This window comes from Microbacterium sp. A93, assembly GCF_051842835.1.
The window spans coordinates 43,381-63,542 of record NZ_JBPXMT010000018.1 but is presented as its reverse complement, the minus strand read 5'-3'; the positions used below and the strand labels follow the sequence as shown (position 1 = coordinate 63,542).

Sequence of the window (20,162 nt, the reverse complement as noted above, 5' to 3'; positions counted from 1 at the left end):
CCATGCCACATTACGATGTCGTCATCCTCGGTGCGGGCCCTGGCGGCTACGTCGCCGCCGTCCGCAGTGCACAGCTTGGTCTGAGCACCGCAATCATCGAAGAAAAGTATTGGGGTGGAATCTGCCTGAACGTAGGCTGCATCCCCTCCAAGGCTCTTCTGAAGAATGCCGAGCTCGCGCACACCCTGAACCACAAGGCCGAATTCTTTGGCATCTCGGGTGAGTTCACCATCGACTTCGGCAAGGCGTTCGACCGCAGCCGCGAGGTGGCGAACGGCCGAGTCAAGGGCATCCACTTCTTGATGAAGAAGAACAAGGTGACCGAGTACGACGGTCGCGGCACTTTCACTGGCCCGAAGGCGATCTCGGTTGCCAAGGCCGACGGCACGACCGAAGAGGTCACGTTCGACAACGTGATCATCGCCACCGGATCGAAGGTGCGCCTGCTGCCCGGTGTGCAGCTCAGTGAGAACGTCGTCACCTTCGAGGAGCAGATCCTCACCCGTGAGCTCCCCGAGTCGATCGTCATCGTCGGCGCCGGTGCCATCGGCATGGAGTTCGCCTACGTCCTGACGAACTACGGCGTCAAGGTCACCATCATCGAGTTCCTCGACCGTGCGCTTCCCAATGAGGATGCCGATGTGTCGAAGGAGATCACCAAGCAGTACAAGAACTACGGTGTCGACATCCTGACCTCCACCAAGGTCGAGACGATCGTGGACAACGGTTCTTCCGTCACCGTGACCTACACCGGCAAGGACGGCGCGCAGACGTCGATCGATACCGCCAAGGTTCTGATGTCGGTCGGCTTCGCCCCGAACATCGAGGGCTTCGGTCTGGACAAGACCGGTGTGAAGCTCACCGAGCGCGGCGCGATCGACATCGACGACTACATGAAGACGAACGTCGACGGGATCTACGCGATCGGTGACGTCACCGCCAAGCTGCAGCTTGCGCACGTCGCCGAGGCACAGGCCGTCGTCGCCGCCGAGACCATCGGAGGAGCCGAGACGCAGACACTGGGCGACTACCGCATGATGCCGCGCGCGACGTTCTGCTCGCCGCAGGTCGCGTCGTTCGGTCTCACCGAGCAGCAGGCCAAGGACGAGGGTCGCGATATCAAGGTCGTGTCGTTCCCGTTCATGGCGAACGGCAAGGCGCATGGCCTCGGCGAGCCGGTCGGTTTCGTCAAGCTCATTGCGGATGCCGAGCACCTTGAGCTCATCGGCGCTCACATGATCGGCCCGGATGTCTCCGAACTGCTTCCCGAGCTCACGCTCGCGCAGAAGTGGGACCTCACGGCACTCGAGCTCGCCCGCAACGTGCACACGCACCCGACGCTGTCGGAGGCACTGCAGGAGGGCTTCCACGGCCTCGCAGGACACATGATCAACTTCTGATCACGTCAGCATTGAAGGCCCGGCACGCTCACGCGTGGCCGGGCCTTCGTCGTTGCGTCGACTGCTGCACCTGGAAACAGGAGGATACCCCCAGATCAGGACAATTCTGCAGATTCCTCCTGCTCTGGGTCGAAGCTCCTGATTCCGGCGACGCCGCGGAGATCAGATTCCACGCATGGTGATCAGATCGGCAGCGCGCCGGCACAATGGTGGCGAGCCGAGGGCTCGTATCAGCGCGTTGCGCACGCTCAACGTGAGTCCATGCGCCGGGCTGCCCATCGCCATATAGAAGGATGCGCGTCGCTGCGCGCGCCCTGCAGAACACAGCATCCTGCGCTCATAGTCAGTGAAGTCCGCCGTGCCAGCCCGCAGTGACACTTCGATGGCGGATGCCAGAATCCTGGCACCCATCCAGCCGAGGTTCATCCCCTGGCCACCGATCGGACTGGTCTCATGGGCGGCATCTCCGACCAGAGCCACTCTGCCGACGGCGAGCCTTGCCGCACGATGCTGCTGTGCGCGGAACGGTGTCGGCGAAGATGCCTCTGACATGTCGAGATGGATGCCGGTGCGTTCAGCGATCGCGTGAGCGAAGGCCGTCGCATCCTGCAGTCGGTCATACGGATCCGCGACGACCCATCGCCTGCGCCCCTGCGGGAGCGGAAAAGACTCGACCAGTCCGCTCGGCTCGCAGTGCAGCTGCACTCGCCGACCGAGCATCTCGTCCACAACATCCGCCATCACGGCAACATCCGCCATCGCATAAGAGCCGGCGCCTGGCCGTTCCTGCCATTCGATGCCGAGCTGCCCCCGAATCTCGCTGCGCACGCCGTCTGCTGCAACGACGATCGACGCCGTCGCCTCGCCAAGTGCACCGTCCCCGTCGAGGCTCAGTCGCACGAGATCACCTTCGTCTCGAAGACCGAGAACGGTGTGGCCGACCTGCAGTGCTCGGGGTTGCAGGCGAGCGAGGCGCTCGCGAAGAAGCGTGTGAGTGCGGCGCTGCGGGAGGATCAGCACGCGCTGCGCTGCCGTGAAGGACACCGATGCCAGCATCCGGCCGCCGCAGAGCACTTCTCCCCCGTCGAGGCCCAGCGACTCACGGCGAACGTCGCCCCCCAGCCCCACCGCATCCAGCGCTGCGCGACCCGGCGGGTGGATACCGATCGCACGGGAACGATCATCGGCGTCGGCACGTTGCTCGTACACGGCGACCGCGACTCCTGCCTGAGCCAGCAGGCAGGCGAGGAGAAGACCGACCGGACCGGCACCCACGATCGCGACCTCATGGCCTGGCACGATGCGCCTCCCATCGCAGCTCGAGCCTGGCGGGAAACGCGCGGCGCACCCGCCAGCCACCCAGGGCGACGGCCGAGAGCTCTGCCGCGGTGTACGCGCGCCGGATGCTGGTGAGCCCATCCGGCCGGATGAAGGAACCCGCGAACAGATTCCTCGCGAACGGCAGGGTTCCTGCGGCGAATGCTCGGTAGGCGAACCTGCTGCGCTCTATGTCACGGTGAATAACGAGCCCATCATTACTCACGAGCCGGGTCGAATCGATCAGCATCTCTTGCAGTTCCTCACGGCTCAGATGGTGCAGCAGGTGGTTGGAGATCACGATGTCGAAGACCTCGCCGGCTTCTGCCAACTCCCTCGTGTGCGCACACCGATATGCCACCGCGCCGCCTCGACTCTTCGCCCAGCGGATCGCCCTGGCATCGGCATCCAGTGCCGTGACATGCATTGTCAGCCCGTCCCTTCGCGCCCAGGCCGCAATCGCCCGCGACACATCTCCTCCTCCGGCGCCGACGTCGAGGAGCCGAATGGGCCGGGAATGCGCGCGCGGCCGGATGTCACGGCGGTACACCGCGCCCCAGCGCGAGACCACGCCGTTGATCAGCGCGAATCGTTCATAGGTGCGCTCCAGCATCCGCAGATCCGCGTGCGGATCATCCATCAGTTCGCGTGTCTCGACCTCTCTCGCCGAGAGATCACTCCGCACGGCGCCCGGGAGCGACGACGGTCAGGAGTGCGGTCTCCGCGGTGAGACCAGGGCCGAACGCCACCGCAGTGACGCGGTCTCCGTCATGTGTGCTGGCGTCTTCCAGAATCTTCCGCAGCACGAACAGCACCGTCGCGCTGGACATGTTGCCGTATTGCCGCAGAGTCTCGCGAGCCGGCACAAGCTGCTGCTCGGTGAGGCCCAGTTTCTCTTCCACACGGTCCAGGATGCTGCGCCCGCCAGGGTGGATCGCCCAGTGCGTGATCTGCTCGCTGATCGAACCACCATCGAACGCCTCGGCGAGCGGAGGTTCTCCGACGTACAGCGGCCGGAGCGCGTCGTGGATGTGCTCGCCGATGAGCTGCGGGACCGCCGTCGACAAGACCATCTCGAAACCATGATCCCCGATTGTCCACGCCATGTCCTTGTTCCCCTCGGGGATGAGCGCGGTGTGGAACCGGTCGAGCACGAGTCCGGGCACATCAGAATCGAATGTGCGTGCAGTGACGATTCCGGCGGCAGCCCCATCGGCGAAGAGTGAGGTGGCGATGATCATGTCCGGGTCATCCGAGGAACGCAGGTGCAGCGTGCACAGCTCAACGCTGACCACCAGCACTACAGCATCCGGATCTCCGGCGCAGATCTCGCTCGCTGCTCGCAGTGCCGGCATCGAGGCGTAGCATCCCATGAATCCCAGGTGATATCGCCGAGTGCTGTCGCGCAGTCCGAGAGCGCGAACGATCTCGTAGTCGGGTCCTGGGGAGTAGAAACCGGTGCACGAGACGGTGATGACGTGGGTGATGTCGGCGGCGGTGATGTCGCTGTCGGCATCCAAAGCACGTCTGGCCGCCTCAACGTAAAGCCTGCCCGCTTCACGGATATACACCTCGTTGCGCGCTTTCGTACCGGGCTCGAGGAGTAGGCCTGCGGTTCGATCGAAGAACTGCGGCGACTCGGTCTCAGCAGAAAACGACAGCTCCTCGAGCACCGTATATCTCGTGTCGATGCCAGAGCCGTTGAATGATGCGGACACGATCCGCTTCGCCAGCCGACCAATATCAGGCTGGGCTGCGAAGACATCGCGGACGTCTTCTTGCACGAGCTGGGTATCAGGAACGATCGTCTGGAGTGATCGGAGCACGGCAGGCCGGGTCATATCGCCACTCAAGCACGACCAGGGGCGTCAGGGAAGGGGTTGCGTCAGATGCCGAGAGCGCGGGCGAGTTTCGATCCGGATGCCGCATGTCGACCGCCGGCTGCGAAGATCGCTGCCTCGACCGCAGTGAAGAACTCCTCGCGACCTGCGACATCTGCGGGCGCTGCTGGCCCCAGTTCCATCTCCCATTCGCGCCATTCGCGCTCTGTTCCGGCTCGAAGATCGGTGGCACGGACTCGATCATCGACGAACTCCGCGATGACGCCGGCCGGCCCGGTGAGCAGATAGGCCGTGCGATCATTCTCGATGCGTGCGAGCGGCGTGAGCGACTCGGTCGTCCATCGTGCGATCACCGTGCCGACAGAATCCGGCAGCATCTCGTCATCGCCCAGCGGCCAGCCGAGTTCGAGACGTCCGTCCCCCTCACGAGGTCCCTTGATGTGCCAGCCCTCGTCGGGTCCGCCGGTGCGACGACGTAGAGCGACGCCCGATCGCGACAGCGCAGCATCCGCGGTGTCGAAGTAGCGGGCGTCGAGTTCACGCAGCTCGCCGGAGGTCACCGCATCCACACCTGGGATCGCATCCCAGACAGGTAGCGGCGTTGCGTCGTCGACGTCGTACTTGCGCTCGACCTCGACAGTGCGTGAGGGATCAGCTTGTGAGGGACCGGCCTGTGCGGGCTCAGTCGTCACTGGGCGTGATGTCGTCGCTGGATTCGATGAACCAGAACGCCACCTCGGTGGGTCCGTCACTCGTACCGGTATTGAGAGCATCGCCGGTGCGTCGATAGATGACCTGGGTCGCACCGTAGGGCGCGATCAGGCTGTCCTGCTCCGTGTTCTCGAGCGGAAGAATCTGCCCGTCGAGCGGGCCTCCGTGAAGTCGTGCGATTGCCATGTGCACACCATAGCGCTGAGTGCGCCGCATCGTCTTATGCCACGGCGATACCGAGCACCGCGCCAATAATCATCCACGGGCCGAAGGCGATCCTGGTGGAGCGGTTCGCTCGGCGCAGCGCCATGAGGGCGAGTGCGTAGAACGCGCCAAGCACGAAGGCGGATGCCGCACCGACGGCGAGTGCCTGCCAGCCATGCCACCCCAGTACCAGGCCGATGACAGCGGCGAGTTTGACGTCTCCACCGCCGATTCCGCCTCGGCTGGTGGCCCGCATCACGGCATAGAAACCACCGAGAATGAGCATCCCGATGAGCGCGCTGGCCAATGGGGCACTGCGCTGTGTGACGAGCGCATCGATGCCGACCAACGCGAGCAGTGCGATGAGAGTCGGCAACACGATTCGATTCGGCAATCGGTGTGTTCGCGCATCGATCACGAGCAGCCAGACGCCTACTCCGGCGAGCGCAATATGCGCAAGCACGACGATGACGTCACGCACCACAGCGACAGAAGGCATGCCGGAAGGCTACGAGAAGATCGGATGCCGCGTACGAGCCCTGTGGATAACTCGACGCTGAATGACCCAGCGCGAATGACTCAGAGATCGATGATGTCGAGGTCGACGGTGATGACGTCGCCCTCTTCGATCCCCTGCGCCTCGCGGATCGTCTTCTTCAACGGGAGCACGAAGGCACCACCGGAGAAGAAGATCGAAGTACGCCAGATCGAAGCTCCGATCCTCGCCTGCACTCGCAGAGAGCCGAAACCTCGTTGAGGCGCAGGAAGTTCACGCAGCTCCAGAGAGAGCTCCTCCGGCATGGTCGCGAAATACCACGCCTCCGCCCGCTTGTCCCAGAGGGTGACGGGGCTCTCGAACTCGATCTGCATTCATCAAAGGTAACGCGAAACCGAATGTCCGATGTGCGAATTACGATCGGAGTGTTACTTGATTTATTCGTAGATATATTCGAGGATGGATGCATGGGCACCGCACTCTCCGCCCCTTCGGCTCTCCCCCGCGAGAGCATCGCTTCCCGCGCTCAGGAGGTTCACCGTCTGCGCAGCGAGATCTCCCGCATGCAGCGTCGACGCAGCGACGTCCCCTTCCTCCCCCTCGATCCGGCTTTGGAAGGACTCTTACCCGACCCTGGCCTGCGAGTCGGTTCCTCATATTCCCTCTCGCCTTCGCCGAGCTTGTTGGGCGCATTGCTCGCTGCCCCATCGCAGAAGGGCTCATGGTGCGCGATCATCGGCATGCCCACGATCGGCGTCGAGGCGATGAACGGTTTCGGCGTCGAACTGGAGCGCCTCATCCTTGTGCCCGATCCTGGTCCTCGCTGGCTGACTGTCGCCATGGCACTCTCCGAGGTGGTTCCGCTCATTGCGGTGCACCCTCGCAGCAGGGTCTCAGATGCCGACATCGCCCGGTTGAATGCACGGCTGCGCGATCGCGGCTGCACACTGCTGGTCACGGCACCCTGGCCACAGAGTGAGGCGACGATCCGAGTGGAAGAGACCGAATGGCACGGTCTGGGTTCCGGCTGGGGACTCCTCGCCGAGCGCACCGTGACGTTGAGCTCCTCGGGCCGGCGACACGAATCTCCACGTCGAGTGCGCGTGCAGATGCCCACCTCTCTCGGACGGGTGGATGCGGCGCCCGCTCCCCTGCGGCCGGTGGCATCGTTGCCTATGACATCGTTGCCGTCGCCGGCACCATCACGCACCGGTGCTGACACCGACACCGACCGCTGGGCGGTAGCAGGATGATGCCCCCACGCCATCTGGTGCTGTGGCTTCCGGACTGGCCGGTGCGTGCTGCGCTCGGCGCATCATCCGCCCATGAGCCCGTTATCAATAAACCCGCTACCGATGAACCTGTTGCCATATTTCACGCGAACACGATCATCGCCTGTTCTGCGGCTGCCCGAGCACAGGGTGTGCGCCGCGGCCAGCGCCGACGACTTGCACAGTCACTCTCTCCTGCCTTGCGTCTGATCCCGGCAGACCCGCGCCGTGACGAGCGCGCGTTCCTGCCCGTGCTGCGCCTATTGGAAGAGCTGGTACCCGGCGTACAACCGCTGCGCCCAGGGCTCGCCGCGTTGCGCGCCCGCGGCGCCGCCCGCTATTACGGCGGAGAAGAACAGTCCGCGCTGCGACTCATCGCTGCCCTCGCTGCACACGGTCATCCTGACGCCCGTGCCGCGGTCGCCGACGGACTCTTCACAGCAGAGCAGGCGGCACGGCTGGCCGCTCCTGCGCTCGTCGTCGATCCCGGCAGATCACAGGAGTTCCTCGCGCCTCTCCCTGTGCAAGTTCTCGGTGACGACGACGTGGCCGCTCTGCTGAAGCGGCTCGGCATCCGCACACTCGCTGAATTCGCCGCCCTCGCCGAGAGCGACATCCGCGACCGATTAGGAGAGCGAGGCGCACGGCTGCACGCTCTGGCATCAGGCGCGGATTCTCGCCCACTGACGCCCCAGCATCCAGAGCCGGAGCTCGCGCGCGAGATCGTGTTCGAAAGCCCGCTCGAGCAAGCCGATCAGGTGGCATTCGCGGTGCGACAGACAGCGGATGCCGTGACCGCTGCCCTCGCTGAACTGTCACAGGTATGCACAGAGGTGCGCATCGACCTGACCGACGATGACGGGTCGATCACATCACGGGTGTGGTTGCATCCGACCTCCTTCGAAGCCAGTGACCTCGTCGATCGGGTGCGCTGGCAGCTGGAGGGGCTCCGTCCGGTCGAATCCGACCGCGAGTCCGCTGGCATCACCGAAGTACGAATCACCCCCACCAGGGTCGATGACAGCGCCCACCATCAGCCGGGACTGTTCGGACAGGGACCACAGCAGCGACTTCACCATGCCGTATCCCGCGTGCAGGCGATGCTCGGCCATCGTGGCGTCTCCTGCCCTGTTATCGTCGGCGGCCGTCGCCTTGCCGATCGGCAACTGCTCCAGCCTTGGGGCGACCTGGCACCTCCGGAGCGAGATGCTGCCCTGCCCTGGCCTGGCAGCCTGCCGCCGCCGTACCCCTCAGAGGTGTACACGACACCACTGCCGATACGGCTCGCTGCCGCTGACGGGACCGAGCCGGCCGTCAACGACAGAGGAGAGCTCTCTGCTCCTCCTGCGTGGATTGAAGAGACTCCGGTGCTGAGCTGGGCAGGTCCATGGCCGTTGCGCGAGCGCGCCTGGGACCGCGACAATGCCCGACTCGCCCAGCGACTGCAGATTGTCGATGAGTCGCAGCGTGCCTGGCTTGTGCTCTGGGAGAACGACTCCTGGTGGGCGGAGGGGCGATACCGCTGATGGAATTCCACAACCCACCGCTCTCCTGGAAAGAGCTCGAGCAGACCCTCAGCGGCCGCGCAACCAGTGCTCAATCAACCAGTGATCCAACCAGCACGGAACCTGCGCGCCGTCCCGACCCGGGCCCCATCAGCAGAAAACGCAAGAGCACGCCACCTGCTGAGACCATCCGCCCGGAGAATGCTGTCCCCTACGCCGAACTGCACGCGCACTCATCATTCTCGTTCCTGGACGGCGCTTCTTCTCCGGAAGACCTCATTGCAGAGGCCGAACGGCTCGGACTCACCGCTCTCGCAATCACCGACCACGACGGCTTCTACGGTGCCGCCCGCTTCGCCGAGGCTGCAGATGCGAGCGCAGCGCAGGTGCAGACGATCTTCGGCGCCGAGCTCTCCCTCGACCTTCCTGCACCGCAGAACGGGGTGCCAGATCCGGTCGGTGAACATCTGCTCGTGCTCGCTCGCGGCCTGGAGGGATACCACCGACTCTCCGGCGCGATCACCAGGGCGCAACTGCGTGGCGGAGAGAAGGGCCGCCCCGTCTACGATCTCGACGATCTTGCGGCGAGCGCAGATGGCAACTGGACAATCCTCACCGGCTGCCGCAAAGGCGGAGTGAGGCAGGGTCTTGCCCGTGGCGATGCCGAGACTCCCCTGCGGCGACTCGTCGATCTGTTTGGCCAGGAGCACGTCGCTGTCGAGCTCATCGACCATGGTGACCCACAAGACAACAGGCGCAACGATGCCCTCGCCGACCTCGCCGCACACCTGCGTCTTCCCCTCGTCGCGACGAACAACGTGCACTACACCGTGCCACAGCGTGCGCGGCTAGCGGAGGCCGTCGCCGCGGTGCGTGCCACTCGCGGTTTGGATGAGCTCGACGGATGGCTTCCCTCACACGGTTCCGCGCACCTGCGCAGTGGCGCGGAGATGACCGCCCGATTTCAGCGGTATCCAGGGACGATCACGAACGGCCTAGAGATCGCCGCGGCATCCGCTTTTCCGCTACGCCGTGCGCGCCCTGCGTTGCCCAGACAAGAGGTGCCTGAAGGGGAAACCCCGATGAGTCATCTCCGCGCACTCGTATGGGCTGCGGTGCCGGAGGTATATCCGCAGCTTGATGCCGACGGTCGCGCTCGTATCGAACGTGAGCTCAACGTCATCGAGGAGAAAGACTTCCCCGGATACTTCCTCATCGTGTATGACATCGTCACCGAGGCGAAGCGCCGTGGCATCCTCTGCCAGGGCAGAGGATCCGCCGCGGCGAGCGCGGTCTGCTATCTGCTGGGCATCACCGCTGTCGACCCAATCCTGTACCGACTGCCCTTCGAGCGGTTCCTCGCCACCACGCGCGAGGAAGAGCCGGACATCGACGTAGATTTCGACTCCCGTCGCCGTGAGGAGATCATCCAGTGGGTCTATCAGCGGTACGGACGCGAACGCGCAGCTCAGGTCGCGAACGTCATCCAATACCGCCCGAAGAACGCGATCCGCGATATGGCCAGGGCGCTCGGTCATGCCCCCGGCCAGCAGGATGCCTGGTCGCAGCAGGTGGAAGGCTGGGGCGCTGGCCTGCAGCCTGCCGATGGGCATGACATCCCAGAGAACGTGTTGGAGTACGCCGGTGAGCTGCTGAAAGCGCCACGGCATCTCGGCATCCACTCTGGGGGCATGGTGCTCACGGCACGGCCTGTCGGCGAGGTGGTGCCGGTGGAACACGCGCGCATGGAGAACCGTACGGTCATCCAGTGGGACAAAGATGACGCGGCGTGGATGGGGCTGGTGAAGTTCGATCTGCTCGGGCTCGGGATGCTGGCAGCCTTGCAGCACTGTTTCGATCTCATCCGGGATTCCACCGGCAGAACCTGGACGCTGCAGAACCTGCCCAAAGAAGAGCCCGCCGTTTATGACATGCTCTGCCGAGCCGATTCGATCGGCGTGTTCCAGGTGGAATCCAGGGCGCAGATGGGTCTGCTCCCCCGGCTGCAACCACGCTGCTTCTACGATCTCGTCATCCAGATCGCGCTCATCCGCCCCGGGCCCATCCAGGGCGGTGCCGTGCATCCGTTCGTACGCCGCAAACTCGGCCAGGAGGAGGTGACATACGCCCACCCAGATCTGGAGCCGATCCTGAAGCGCACACTGGGTATCCCCGTGTTTCAAGAACAGCTCATCCAGATGGCCACCGCTCTCGGCGACTGCACGGCCGATGAAGCTGACCTGCTGCGCCGGGCGATGGGCTCCAAGCGCGGGCTGGAGAAGATCGAGCGGATCAAGGAGAAGCTCTACACGGGCATGGAACGCAAGGGCCTCGACGAAGAGACCTCGGATCGCATCTATGCGCAGATTCAGGCGTTTTCGAACTTCGGCTTCGCTGAGTCGCACTCACTGTCCTTTGCGCTGCTCGTCTATGCCAGTTCGTGGCTGAAGCTGCACTATCCCGGTGCTTTCCTGGCAGGTCTCCTGCGATCCCAGCCGATGGGCTTCTACTCAGCGGCGACGCTCACGGCGGATGCCCGCCGTCACGGCGTAGAGGTGCTCAGACCCGATCTGCATGATTCGGATGCCACGACCTCTCTGCGGCAGGTATCGGAGCAGTCGGCTGCTCCAGACGAGACGCGTTATGACTCCGCCTTCGCCGTCAGGCTGGGCCTCAGCGAGGTGCGTGGTATCGGAATGTCGATGGCCGAGCGCATCGTCGACGAACGAGCGAAGAAGGGGCCATATCGGGATCTGCATGATCTGGTGCGTCGCACCGATGCCACGGCCGCCCAGCTGGAAGCACTGGCAACCGCGGGGGCGTTCGAGTGCCTCGGATTGAAGCGGCGCGAAGCGATCTGGCTCGCCGGCGCTGCCGCTGAGGATCGCGCCCGCTACATCCCCGGTACGACCGTGTCTGTGCAGCCGCCGCTGTTCACCGACCAGACCAGCTACGAGCAACTGTCCGCTGATCTCTCCATCACCGGCATCTCCACGGATGATCATCCGATGGCGCACTTTCGTACAGCGCTTGCCGAACGTGGCGTGCTCACCGCGGCACAACTGCGCGACCATGAGATCGGTCGGCGCATCGAGGTTGCGGGTCTGGTCACTCACCGCCAACGTCCGGCGACGGCGGGCGGTGTCACGTTCCTGAACCTCGAAGACGAGCACGGGCTCGTCAATGTGGTCTGTTCAACCGGAGTGTGGAGTCGCTATCGCCAGGTCGCCAGGGATTCGCCCGCGCTGATCGTGCGCGGCATGCTGGAGCGCTCCCCCGAAGGCGTGATCAACGTGCTCGCCGATGCCTTCCAAGATCTGCGCACCGGCATCGAGCATCGCTCACGTGACTTCCGCTGAGCTCTACGTCACGCATACCGTCACCGTCACCAGAAGCGCGGCGGTTCGGGCTCGGGTACTCGGTCTCCGCCGCCCCAGCGCAGTGCTTCGTCTCTGGCGGCGTCTGCAGCAGCATCCGCGCCACGCAGAGCGACGTCCGATTCCGCCGCACCAGGACCAACCGGATCCACGAGAAGTGTCGTGCTGACTCCGTGCCGTGTCGGAGCGATCGTGCATTCCAGCACTCGTCCGGTCCAGGTCGATGAGGAGGAGGGCGTCTGCCCGCTGTGGCGGTAGTGAATCCGCGTCTCCAGATCGATCAGCATGACCACGGTGCGTTCGCCCACCTCGTCCACACTCTCGACCACCTGAATGCGATGCCCGTGAGGGATCGCCGCCGGCACCGCGATCACGATCGTTCTGTCCATGGCTCCAGCCTATGAAGTCCTGTCCCGAGTGCAAGAGCCCGGCGCGCCCTGAACGACTCATATACTCGGTCCATGCCCCTCCTCCAGCGCCTCGGTCCACGGGCGGGGCGGCTGTACTTCGCGGTTCAGGCGATTGCGGGAGCAGCATGGTGGATTGGTGTCTTCTTCAGCGCGGACATCCGTGCCCTGACTCTCGGCAGGCTCGATCCCGTCCTGGTGGCGTGGTTCGACATTCCACTGTTCGTGCTCACCTCCGCGCTGGTGGCCTGCGGGCTGCGCGCCCTGGTCTGGGTGATCGTGCCGTGGACGGCGCTGGTCGCGGTCGGGATGGCACTGTACGCCACGGTGACCGGCGAAGCCGGGTGGGGCGTGCTGTTCATGATCGCTGCGACCGCAGGCAGCGTGGCCGCAGGGCTACTCGTGTGGCTCGGCAGGCTGCCCACGCAGTGGATCCTGTTCGGGCCGTTCGCCATCCGGGAGGCATCCGTTGCATCCACCGGCAGACACATTGCACGCACAACAGTCCAGATAATCCTGTTCTGGGGCCTGTTCCTCGCGGTGATCCCAGCGATCATCGTCGCTCTCGAACAGCGCTGGCAACTGCATCTGCCCTTTCCTGACGTCGTGCGGTGGGCAGGAGTCATGCTCCTCATCGCGGCGAGCACGCTCGGCATTTGGTCGGCAGTATCCATGTCGACCCAGGGCGAGGGCACTCCACTGCCGTCTGCCACCGCCCGACTGCTGGTGATCGCGGGCCCCTACCGGTTCGTTCGCAATCCGATGGCGCTGGCCGGCATCGCGCAGGGCGTCGCCGTCGGGCTCCTCGCCGGGTCGTGGCTGGTGGTGATCTACGCCCTGTGCGGCTCACTGGTGTGGAACGCGGTGGTGCGCCCACTCGAGGAGGCAGACCTCGAGGAGCGCTTCGGCGCCGCCTATGCCGACTACGTGCGCGCAGTGCGGTGCTGGATGCCGCGACTCACGCCGTTTCATCCCGCTTCGCTCCGAGCAACACGCTGAGCATCGGGTGGCTCTGCGGGGATACTCAGGAGCGCTCTCCTACGCTGGAAGTCATGGATGCCGGAGCAGAGAACCTCAACGCGATCGCTGCCTGGGCTGTCACCCTCATGGAGACGCTGGGCGGGCCCGGCGCAGGACTCGCCATCGCGCTGGAGAATCTGTTCCCGCCGCTGCCCAGTGAGATCATCCTTCCGCTGGCCGGTTTCACGGCCGCGCAGGGCACGCTGGGGCTGATCGAGGTCCTGATCTGGACCACTGTGGGCTCCGTCGTCGGCGCGCTCGCGCTGTACGGCATCGGCGCCTGGCTGGGCCGGCGCCGCATGTATGCGATCGTCGAGCGGATGCCGCTGATCAAGCGGGAAGACGTCGAGCGCACGGAATCCTGGTTCGAACGCCACGGATCGAAGGCCGTGTTCTTCGGCCGAATGATCCCCATCTTCCGCAGCCTGATTTCGATTCCCGCGGGCATCGAGCGGATGCCACTGCTGCGCTTCACCCTGCTCACCACTGCGGGCAGCGCGATCTGGAACACGATTTTCGTGCTCGCCGGGTACTTCCTCGGAGCCAACTGGCACGTCGTCGAGGAATATGCCGGTGTCTTCCAGAAGGTCGTCATCGTGGTCGTGGTCGTGGCTGTTGCCACGTGGATCGTGGTGCGCGTGCGTAAGGTACGTCGCAACCGCGTCGCTGTCGACTGACCCTCTGCACTGCCTGCCGCACGATGCCATTGCACGATGCCGTCGTACGCTGACCCTGTGGAGAGCAACCCTGTGGAGAGCGAAACGCGCACGATCCGAACCCTTGGCATCCTCGGTGCAGGCAGACTCGGCACCGTGCTCGCACAGTTCGCCGCATCCGCCGGGTATCGCGTTCTCGTGGCGGCGTCGGGAAGCCCCACCCTCATCGCGCCGCTGATGAACGCCATCGGCGCGACAGCAGCCACTACCGAGACGGTCATCGCTGAATCGGATGCCGTCATACTGGCGATGCCTCTCGGCCGATATCGGACATTGCCCGCAGAGTTGCTGCGCGGCACCCTGGTGATCGACGCGATGAACTACTGGTGGGCAACCGATGGCATCCGCGATGATCTAAGCGATCCGCGCACCTCGACCAGCGAACTCGTGCAGGCGCACCTCACCGGAGCGCGCGTCGTGAAGGCGCTGAGCCACATGAGCTACCAGGATCTCGAGGATGAGGCGCGTCCTCGTGACACGCCAGGGCGCAAGGCCATCGCGATCGCGGGTGATGATGCGGAGAGCGTTGCCATCGTCGCAGCACTCGTGGACGACCTCGGCTTCGATCCGGTAGTCGCCGGTCCGCTGGCCGCGGGAATCATGCTGGAATCCGGCGCCGAGGCGTTCGGAGCGGATGTCGACGCCGCAGGGCTACGAGACATGCTCGACCATTTCCCGACATCGCAGCGAGGAATCGTCGTGGCACGGGCACGCGGTGAGGCGCTTCGTTAGATCGGGGGCACGTTGATGCCGAGGATGCGCGCACGTCCCGGCCAGTTCGATTCACCCAGGTACGGAAAGTCGAGCTCAAGAAGCGCCGAGTTGTCGAGCGCCGGGAAGATGTCGCGGTACCAGTTGGGGTCAAGCCCGATCAGCTCGCAGAGCATGAGTCGCATCAGAGTCGCATGTCCGACCACGAGCACTCGACCATCGGGGAACTCGTCCGCGAGTTCGTCGAACACAGGCATAGCGCGGGCGATACCGGCGCGTCCTGCTTCTCCGCCAGGCAGTGGATGCTGCGCCGGCTGCCGCTCGAATCCCGCCCAGTCATCCGGGAACGCCACCGCGAGCTCCGCCGGTGTCAGCCCTTCGCCGCGTCCGAAATCGATCTCCACCAGACGCGGGTCGATGCGAAGCGGCAGACCCGCAGCCTCGGCAGCGGGCTCGGCCGTCAGCCGTGCACGACTCAGGGTCGAGGTGACGATCGCCGAGAGTCCCGCCGTCCCTGCCCATGCAGCGAGATCCGCGGCCTGAGAGATCGCGTCCGGCACGAGCGCCACGTCGGACGAACCCGCGTAGCGATGTTCGGCATGCCACTCGGTTTCGCCGTGCCGAGCAAAGTAGAGCGTCGTCATGTGCGCTCCACTGGGACCGCCGCCGCCATGCGCATGATCGCTTCGCGAAGGATGGGGCGAGGCATGGCGAAGATGAGGCGAGCGCTGCCTACGCCGGCCGCCCCGCATGCACTGCCATCGGTGAGTCCGACGCCTGCGTGCTCGCGGAAGTAGTCTCCCGGCCGTTCGATTCCGAGCCCCCGGAAGTCCAGCCATCCGACATACGTGCCCTCGGGGGCGGAGATGCGCACGCCGGGGAGGTGCCTCGCCACCAACGACAGGAGCTCACGGCGGTTGCCGTCGAGGTAGTCGATGACCTCGTCGAGCCACGGCTGCCCCTCACGGTAGGCGACAGTGTTCGCGACCGCGCCGAGGTTGGACGTGCCGTGGCCGATCCATCCTCCGATCTCGTCGAGCTTCGCCTGATCCGCGTCATTGCTGACGACGAGCTGTGCGCACTTGAGCCCAGGAAGATTCCAGGCCTTAGACGCGGAGACCGCCGTGATCGTGTGCCCAGCCGCGACGTCGGAGATCGTCGCATACGACACCATCGTCGCCTCACCGTAGACGACCGGCGCCCAGATCTCGTCCGAGAACACGCGTCCGCCGTTGCGATCGACAAGCTCGCTCACGGCCACCAGTTCTTCGCGTGTGAAGACTCGACCGAGCGGGTTGTACGGGTTGCAGAGGATGAGAACTTCGCCGCCGTCGTCGAATGCGCGCTGGATGCCGTCGAGGTCGAGGTTCCACACGCCGTCCACCTCCAACATCGGGACCTCAATCACTTCGCGCCCCATGGTGGGCGGAACGAAGAGGAACGGCATGTACGAAGGTGTCGGCACGATCACCTTCGAGCCCGGCGTGGAGAAGGATTCGATCGTCACTTCCAGGGCTTTGATCACGTCCGGGATCGGAAACACTTGCTTGGCGTCGATCGTCCAGCCCTGCCGGTCGCGGAGTCTCTCGGCCGTCGCCTGCTTGAGATCATCGCTCATCGCGGTCGGCATGTATCCGAAGACGCCCGCATCCACGGCGTCGTGCAGAGCTGCCCGGATGACGGGAGCAACGCCGAAGTCCATCTCGGCGACGAACGCTCCGATGGCCACCTGCGGATCCGTCCACTTCATCCCACCGGTTGCGCGGAGCATTTCAAGGGAGGTCGCGTCGATCTCGTCGGAAAAAGTCATTCTGGTCTCCTCTGGCACGGCTGTGGTCAACCCTATCCAGTGGCGGATGCCCCGGGGCGGCCCTACCGAATGTGGTCCGCCGAGGCCGGTAAGCTCGAGCACCGAGTCCCAGCTGATTGGCGCCCCCATGCATGTAAGAGAATTCGGCGAGGTGAGCGACCGACCCGTTCTCCTCCTGCACGGCGGCGGCGTCGCCGGGTGGATGTGGGATCCTCTGCGCACGCAGATGGGAGCGGGCAATCGATTCATCGTGCCCGATCTCCCCGGCCACGACCACAGCGCGCACGAAATCTACCGTTCACACGATCAAACGATCGCGGAGCTGGAATCACTGCTGGCCGGCGAAGCCTCGCCCGTCACGGTCATCGGATTCTCGCTCGGTGCACAGCTGGCGATCATGCTCGCCGCCCGGCGACCGGATCTTGTCGATCGTGTCGTCGTGATCAGCGCACAGGCCAAGCCCACGCGTGCGCCCGGCCTGACTCTTGCCCTGCTCGGTGCGACCGCCGGCCTTGCGAAGTACACGTGGTTCGCGAGATTGCAGGCAAAAGCGCTCTTCATCCCGCCCGAACTCCTCGATGACTATCTGCGAACGTCATCCACGGTGTCGAGAGACACCTTGCTCGCGGCCGTCGGCGAGAACATCCGATTCACGATTCCCGCGCGTTGGGGCGCGTTTCCCGGGCACGCGCTCATACTCGCCGGGTCGAAGGAACAGGGAATCATGAGGTCGTCGGCCGAGGCTCTGCACGACGCACTCCCCCACAGCACGGGGGAAATTGTGGAGGGTGCCGGACACGGCGTCCCGCTGCAGAAACCCGTGTGGCTCGCACGGAGGCTTGACGAATGGTTTGTGGAAGCGGCGCCCTAAGCGCTGACCGCCGGAGCCTCCACCAGCTGAGCCACAGTCACGATCGCAGCGAAGCCGCGGGCTCCGAGAACGCTCTCGGTTCGCCGCATGATTTCCTCGCCAGTCACAGCGGCGTACCCCTTGCCGGCCTCGATCCCGGAGGTCGTGGTGGCTTCGGTGACGAAATCGACCGCGAAACCGAGATCGCTCGCCACCCTGGCGGTCGTCTCGCAGCATTGCTCAGTGCGGATGCCGCAGATCACCAGGTGACGGATGCCGCGCAGCATCAATTGCTGCTGCAGATTCGTCGTGGTGAAGGAGTTGATCGAGGTCTTCGTGATGTGGATGTCCGCGTCGAGAGGCTCGAAGTCCGATACGACTCGAACAAGACCGAGCGCGGGATCGAACACCCCGCCCGATCCTGGTTCGGCATGGGTGATCCAGACGATCACGTCGCCAACTGACCGCGAGTGATCCACCAGCCGCGCGATGTTGTCGAGCACCTCGGGGTTCGCCGTCGCCGCCCAGTCGCTCACCCGATGGCGGAAGGATTCCTGTGCATCGATAACCAGCAGAGCGGTGTCGGTTCCGGTTGTCATGCATCCATCCTGGCTTCGTATCCTGCGGCGAGGCAAGGCGTCACACTGCCAACATACGGAAAAATCCGGCCACGGTACGTCGTCGGTGCACCCCTATTAGGCTGAACCCATGGATGCGCTCGCACGCCTGCTCGACGCTCCTCGCGGTCGCGACGCCTACCTGCTGCGCGCGAGTCTGACGCCACCCTGGTCGGTGCGGCTCGCCGACGAGTCACCCCTGGGACTGATCGCGATTTTGCGCGGTTCCGCCTGGGTCGAAGGAGACGAAGGCGCCCCGCTTGAGCTGCGCGCGGGTGATGTCGCGATCGCGCGCGGTCCCGCTGCTGTCACCGTTTCGGATGAGCCCGGCGTCAGTCCCGACGTCGTTATCCTGCCCGGAATGCGCGTCGAAAGCCCCGAGGGCCGCGATGTCGACGACGAGTGGTCACTGGGCTTGCGATCATGGGGCAACGATCGCGACGGCGAGACCGTCATGCTCATGGGTTGTTACCAAGTTCGCGGTGAAGTCACGCAGCGACTGTTGAGCGCGCTTCCGCCCGTCATTCACGTGCGTGCGCCCGATTTCGATACCCCGTTCATCAGCATCCTGGCCGATGAGATCGTGCGAGATGCACCCGGTCAGTCAGCCGTGCTCGATCGTCTCTTCGACGTGCTGCTCGTCGCGGTATTGCGCGCATGGGTCACACACGCAGAGCCCGAACGTGCCGGGCTCTACGGCGCACAGAGCGACCGGATCATCGGCCACGCCCTGCGACTGCTGCACGACGACCCCGCGTACCCGTGGACGATCGCAGAGCTCGCGGCGCGTGTGCGCGTCTCGCGGGCGGCGCTCGCCCTACGCTTTTCGAAGCTGGTCGGAGAGCCGCCCATGACCTATCTGACTGGGTGGCGCCTCGCACTTGCGGCCGACCGCCTGTTGCAACCGAACACGACGATTGAAGCGGTCGCCCGCGAGGTCGGATACAGCAGCGGCTTTGCCCTCAGTACGGCGTTCAAGCGCGAGCGCGGCATGAGCCCGAAAGAGCACCGGGCGCGATCACTCACGTCGTAGCCGCTCGACCGGCGAACGCAGCCCGGTGAGTCGTTCGCTTTCGCGCCACAGGTTCGCCGCGATCGTCAGGTCGCGGGAGGTGCGGCTTGTGCGCACTTCGGTCGGGAAACCATTGCGTTGGAATCGGCCGTCAGGCCCGATGCAGGTTCCGCCCCGGATACCCGGCGCCGTCGCAGCGAAAAGAATGGGTAGCGCACCCATCGCTGGCGGCTGGGCGCGACCACCGACAAGGATCTTGCCCTGCAGAGAGCCGTCGCGGCGTTGCCCCGAGGTTGCGGCGACGCCGGGGTGCGCAGCGATCGAGACGACGTCGCGATTGTCGGCCACGAGCCGACGTTGCAGCTCGTAGGCGAAGAGCGCGTTGGCGAGCTTCGATTGCGCATAGGCGAGCCACCGCTGATATCGGCGATGCTCCCAGTTGAGGTCGGGCGAGATCGTGCCGAGCATGTGCAGCCCGCTCGTGACCGTCACGACGCGGGCGCGAAGCCGGTCGAGCAGGAGGTTCGTGAGGAGGAACGGCCCGAGGTGGTTGGTGCCGATGTGCCGTTCGAAGCCGTCGGCCGTGCGCCCCTTCGAAACGCCCATGACGCCGGCGTTGTTGATGAGCACATCAACGCCGGTGTCGATGCCGGCCGCGAAGGCCCGCACCGAGGCCAGATCGGCGAGGTCGAGGTGATGCACCTCGACCTCGCCAACAACAGTTTGGGCGAACGCGGATGCCCGGTCGATGTCGCGGCATGCTGCGATGACTCTCGCGCCCACACCTGCGAGCACACGCGTCATCTCGGCGCCGAGCCCACTGTTCGCCCCGGTGATGATGACGGTGCATCCGCGCTGATCTGCCACGTCGTCCGCGATCCACTTCGCCACAGCGAC

At 64.9% G+C, this 20,162-nt stretch carries 21 protein-coding genes; 9 read left to right on the top strand and 12 right to left on the bottom strand.

Going from position 1 to position 20,162, the window contains the following annotated elements:
- The first annotated feature begins 2 nt into the window (after nucleotides 1-2).
- On the top strand, nucleotides 3-1,400 hold the full coding sequence (gene lpdA / locus ACSU1G_RS32670) for a dihydrolipoyl dehydrogenase (protein ID WP_439285513.1): 1,398 nt from the start codon (nucleotides 3-5) through the stop codon (nucleotides 1,398-1,400).
- A 162-nt stretch (nucleotides 1,401-1,562) separates the two neighbouring features.
- Here the strand turns inward: lpdA and ACSU1G_RS32665 are convergent, their stop codons facing one another.
- From ACSU1G_RS32665 to ACSU1G_RS32635, 7 genes are all read right to left on the bottom strand, one after another.
- The gene (locus tag ACSU1G_RS32665) at nucleotides 1,563-2,699 is read right to left on the bottom strand and encodes an FAD-dependent oxidoreductase (RefSeq protein ID WP_439285511.1); all 1,137 of its coding nucleotides are present in this window, start codon (nucleotides 2,697-2,699) and stop codon (nucleotides 1,563-1,565) included.
- A complete protein-coding gene (locus ACSU1G_RS32660; RefSeq protein WP_439285509.1) occupies nucleotides 2,686-3,357 on the bottom strand; it encodes a methyltransferase domain-containing protein in 672 nt (223 codons plus the stop codon). Before ACSU1G_RS32660 ends, ACSU1G_RS32665 begins: the two co-directional genes overlap by 14 nt.
- A gap of 34 nt (nucleotides 3,358-3,391) precedes the next feature.
- On the bottom strand, nucleotides 3,392-4,558 hold the full coding sequence (locus tag ACSU1G_RS32655) for a type III polyketide synthase (protein ID WP_439285507.1): 1,167 nt from the start codon (nucleotides 4,556-4,558) through the stop codon (nucleotides 3,392-3,394).
- A 44-nt stretch (nucleotides 4,559-4,602) separates the two neighbouring features.
- Nucleotides 4,603-5,250 carry a CYTH domain-containing protein gene (locus ACSU1G_RS32650; RefSeq protein WP_439285505.1) on the bottom strand — a complete coding sequence of 216 codons (648 nt, stop codon included), beginning with the start codon at nucleotides 5,248-5,250 and terminating at the stop codon, nucleotides 4,603-4,605.
- Nucleotides 5,240-5,455, bottom strand: a complete 216-nt coding sequence (locus ACSU1G_RS32645; RefSeq protein ID WP_439285503.1) for a response regulator — start codon at nucleotides 5,453-5,455, stop codon at nucleotides 5,240-5,242. Before ACSU1G_RS32645 ends, ACSU1G_RS32650 begins: the two co-directional genes overlap by 11 nt.
- A 34-nt stretch (nucleotides 5,456-5,489) precedes the next feature.
- Nucleotides 5,490-5,972: a prepilin peptidase gene (locus ACSU1G_RS32640; protein ID WP_439285501.1), complete on the bottom strand. Its 483-nt coding sequence runs from the start codon at nucleotides 5,970-5,972 to the stop codon at nucleotides 5,490-5,492.
- A gap of 80 nt (nucleotides 5,973-6,052) precedes the next feature.
- Nucleotides 6,053-6,343 carry a DUF1905 domain-containing protein gene (locus tag ACSU1G_RS32635; protein WP_439285499.1) on the bottom strand — a complete coding sequence of 97 codons (291 nt, stop codon included), beginning with the start codon at nucleotides 6,341-6,343 and terminating at the stop codon, nucleotides 6,053-6,055.
- A 93-nt stretch (nucleotides 6,344-6,436) separates the two neighbouring features.
- On the opposite strand from ACSU1G_RS32635, the gene ACSU1G_RS32630 reads away from it, so the two are divergent.
- The 3 genes from ACSU1G_RS32630 to ACSU1G_RS32620 are packed head-to-tail and all read left to right on the top strand — an operon-like array spanning nucleotide 6,437 to nucleotide 12,104.
- Nucleotides 6,437-7,222, top strand: coding sequence for a hypothetical protein (locus tag ACSU1G_RS32630; RefSeq protein WP_439285497.1), 786 nt, complete (start codon nucleotides 6,437-6,439; stop codon nucleotides 7,220-7,222).
- On the top strand, nucleotides 7,222-8,766 hold the full coding sequence (locus ACSU1G_RS32625) for a DNA polymerase Y family protein (protein ID WP_439285495.1): 1,545 nt from the start codon (nucleotides 7,222-7,224) through the stop codon (nucleotides 8,764-8,766). The genes ACSU1G_RS32630 and ACSU1G_RS32625 overlap by 1 nt, the downstream gene beginning before the upstream one ends.
- A complete protein-coding gene (locus ACSU1G_RS32620) occupies nucleotides 8,766-12,104 on the top strand; it encodes an error-prone DNA polymerase (RefSeq protein ID WP_439285494.1) in 3,339 nt (1,112 codons plus the stop codon). Before ACSU1G_RS32625 ends, ACSU1G_RS32620 begins: the two co-directional genes overlap by 1 nt.
- A 26-nt stretch (nucleotides 12,105-12,130) precedes the next feature.
- On the opposite strand, the gene ACSU1G_RS32615 is transcribed toward ACSU1G_RS32620, so the two are convergent.
- Complete coding sequence (locus tag ACSU1G_RS32615) at nucleotides 12,131-12,511, bottom strand: hypothetical protein (RefSeq protein ID WP_439285492.1); 381 nt, start codon at nucleotides 12,509-12,511, stop codon at nucleotides 12,131-12,133.
- Between the two features lie 72 nt (nucleotides 12,512-12,583).
- Between ACSU1G_RS32615 and ACSU1G_RS32610 the strand changes: the two genes are divergently transcribed.
- Genes ACSU1G_RS32610 through ACSU1G_RS32600 form a run of 3 tightly spaced genes read left to right on the top strand, consistent with a single transcriptional unit; the run spans nucleotide 12,584 to nucleotide 14,997 of the window.
- Nucleotides 12,584-13,528, top strand: a complete 945-nt coding sequence (locus ACSU1G_RS32610; protein WP_439285490.1) for a methyltransferase family protein — start codon at nucleotides 12,584-12,586, stop codon at nucleotides 13,526-13,528.
- A gap of 53 nt (nucleotides 13,529-13,581) precedes the next feature.
- The gene (locus ACSU1G_RS32605) at nucleotides 13,582-14,226 is read left to right on the top strand and encodes a DedA family protein (protein WP_439285488.1); all 645 of its coding nucleotides are present in this window, start codon (nucleotides 13,582-13,584) and stop codon (nucleotides 14,224-14,226) included.
- A gap of 57 nt (nucleotides 14,227-14,283) precedes the next feature.
- Nucleotides 14,284-14,997: an NADPH-dependent F420 reductase gene (locus tag ACSU1G_RS32600; protein ID WP_439285486.1), complete on the top strand. Its 714-nt coding sequence runs from the start codon at nucleotides 14,284-14,286 to the stop codon at nucleotides 14,995-14,997.
- Here ACSU1G_RS32600 and ACSU1G_RS32595 read toward each other — a convergent pair.
- Both ACSU1G_RS32595 and ACSU1G_RS32590 read right to left on the bottom strand, forming a co-directional pair.
- Complete coding sequence (locus ACSU1G_RS32595) at nucleotides 14,994-15,620, bottom strand: histidine phosphatase family protein (protein ID WP_439285484.1); 627 nt, start codon at nucleotides 15,618-15,620, stop codon at nucleotides 14,994-14,996. The genes ACSU1G_RS32600 and ACSU1G_RS32595 overlap by 4 nt on opposite strands.
- The gene (locus ACSU1G_RS32590) at nucleotides 15,617-16,786 is read right to left on the bottom strand and encodes a MalY/PatB family protein (RefSeq protein ID WP_439285482.1); all 1,170 of its coding nucleotides are present in this window, start codon (nucleotides 16,784-16,786) and stop codon (nucleotides 15,617-15,619) included. The genes ACSU1G_RS32595 and ACSU1G_RS32590 overlap by 4 nt, the downstream gene beginning before the upstream one ends.
- Before the next feature lie 151 nt (nucleotides 16,787-16,937).
- On the opposite strand from ACSU1G_RS32590, the gene ACSU1G_RS32585 reads away from it, so the two are divergent.
- Nucleotides 16,938-17,657 (top strand): alpha/beta fold hydrolase, encoded by a 720-nt coding sequence (locus tag ACSU1G_RS32585; RefSeq protein WP_439285480.1) that lies wholly within the window; start codon nucleotides 16,938-16,940, stop codon nucleotides 17,655-17,657.
- Here the strand turns inward: ACSU1G_RS32585 and ACSU1G_RS32580 are convergent.
- Nucleotides 17,654-18,235: an isochorismatase family protein gene (locus ACSU1G_RS32580; RefSeq protein ID WP_439285478.1), complete on the bottom strand. Its 582-nt coding sequence runs from the start codon at nucleotides 18,233-18,235 to the stop codon at nucleotides 17,654-17,656. The genes ACSU1G_RS32585 and ACSU1G_RS32580 overlap by 4 nt on opposite strands.
- A gap of 109 nt (nucleotides 18,236-18,344) precedes the next feature.
- Here ACSU1G_RS32580 and ACSU1G_RS32575 point away from each other — a divergent pair, with 109 nt between their 5' ends.
- Nucleotides 18,345-19,286 carry an AraC family transcriptional regulator gene (locus tag ACSU1G_RS32575; RefSeq protein ID WP_439285476.1) on the top strand — a complete coding sequence of 314 codons (942 nt, stop codon included), beginning with the start codon at nucleotides 18,345-18,347 and terminating at the stop codon, nucleotides 19,284-19,286.
- On the opposite strand, the gene ACSU1G_RS32570 is transcribed toward ACSU1G_RS32575, so the two are convergent.
- Entirely contained in the window at nucleotides 19,272-20,156 is an 885-nt protein-coding gene (locus ACSU1G_RS32570; RefSeq protein ID WP_439285474.1) for an oxidoreductase, read from the bottom strand. The genes ACSU1G_RS32575 and ACSU1G_RS32570 overlap by 15 nt on opposite strands.
- Between the last annotated feature and the right edge of the window lie 6 nt (nucleotides 20,157-20,162).

Bases quoted from the DNA above. Each gene is read 5' to 3' on its own strand.
- ACSU1G_RS32630 (WP_439285497.1), top strand. From the start codon at position 6,437: ATGGGCACCGCACTCTCCGCCCCTTCGGCTCTCCCCCGCGAGAGCATC.
- ACSU1G_RS32620 (WP_439285494.1), top strand. From the start codon at position 8,766: ATGGAATTCCACAACCCACCGCTCTCCTGGAAAGAGCTCGAGCAGACC.
- ACSU1G_RS32645 (WP_439285503.1), bottom strand. From the start codon at position 5,455: ATGGCAATCGCACGACTTCACGGAGGCCCGCTCGACGGGCAGATTCTT.
- ACSU1G_RS32580 (WP_439285478.1), bottom strand. From the start codon at position 18,235: ATGACAACCGGAACCGACACCGCTCTGCTGGTTATCGATGCACAGGAA.
- ACSU1G_RS32615 (WP_439285492.1), bottom strand. From the start codon at position 12,511: ATGGACAGAACGATCGTGATCGCGGTGCCGGCGGCGATCCCTCACGGG.
- ACSU1G_RS32640 (WP_439285501.1), bottom strand. From the start codon at position 5,972: ATGCCTTCTGTCGCTGTGGTGCGTGACGTCATCGTCGTGCTTGCGCAT.
- ACSU1G_RS32635 (WP_439285499.1), bottom strand. From the start codon at position 6,343: ATGCAGATCGAGTTCGAGAGCCCCGTCACCCTCTGGGACAAGCGGGCG.
- ACSU1G_RS32660 (WP_439285509.1), bottom strand. From the start codon at position 3,357: ATGGATGATCCGCACGCGGATCTGCGGATGCTGGAGCGCACCTATGAA.
- ACSU1G_RS32575 (WP_439285476.1), top strand. From the start codon at position 18,345: ATGGATGCGCTCGCACGCCTGCTCGACGCTCCTCGCGGTCGCGACGCC.
- ACSU1G_RS32610 (WP_439285490.1), top strand. From the start codon at position 12,584: ATGCCCCTCCTCCAGCGCCTCGGTCCACGGGCGGGGCGGCTGTACTTC.
- ACSU1G_RS32590 (WP_439285482.1), bottom strand. From the start codon at position 16,786: ATGACTTTTTCCGACGAGATCGACGCGACCTCCCTTGAAATGCTCCGC.
- lpdA (WP_439285513.1), top strand. From the start codon at position 3: ATGCCACATTACGATGTCGTCATCCTCGGTGCGGGCCCTGGCGGCTAC.
- ACSU1G_RS32605 (WP_439285488.1), top strand. From the start codon at position 13,582: ATGGATGCCGGAGCAGAGAACCTCAACGCGATCGCTGCCTGGGCTGTC.
- ACSU1G_RS32625 (WP_439285495.1), top strand. From the start codon at position 7,222: ATGCCCCCACGCCATCTGGTGCTGTGGCTTCCGGACTGGCCGGTGCGT.
- ACSU1G_RS32595 (WP_439285484.1), bottom strand. From the start codon at position 15,620: ATGACGACGCTCTACTTTGCTCGGCACGGCGAAACCGAGTGGCATGCC.
- ACSU1G_RS32655 (WP_439285507.1), bottom strand. From the start codon at position 4,558: ATGACCCGGCCTGCCGTGCTCCGATCACTCCAGACGATCGTTCCTGAT.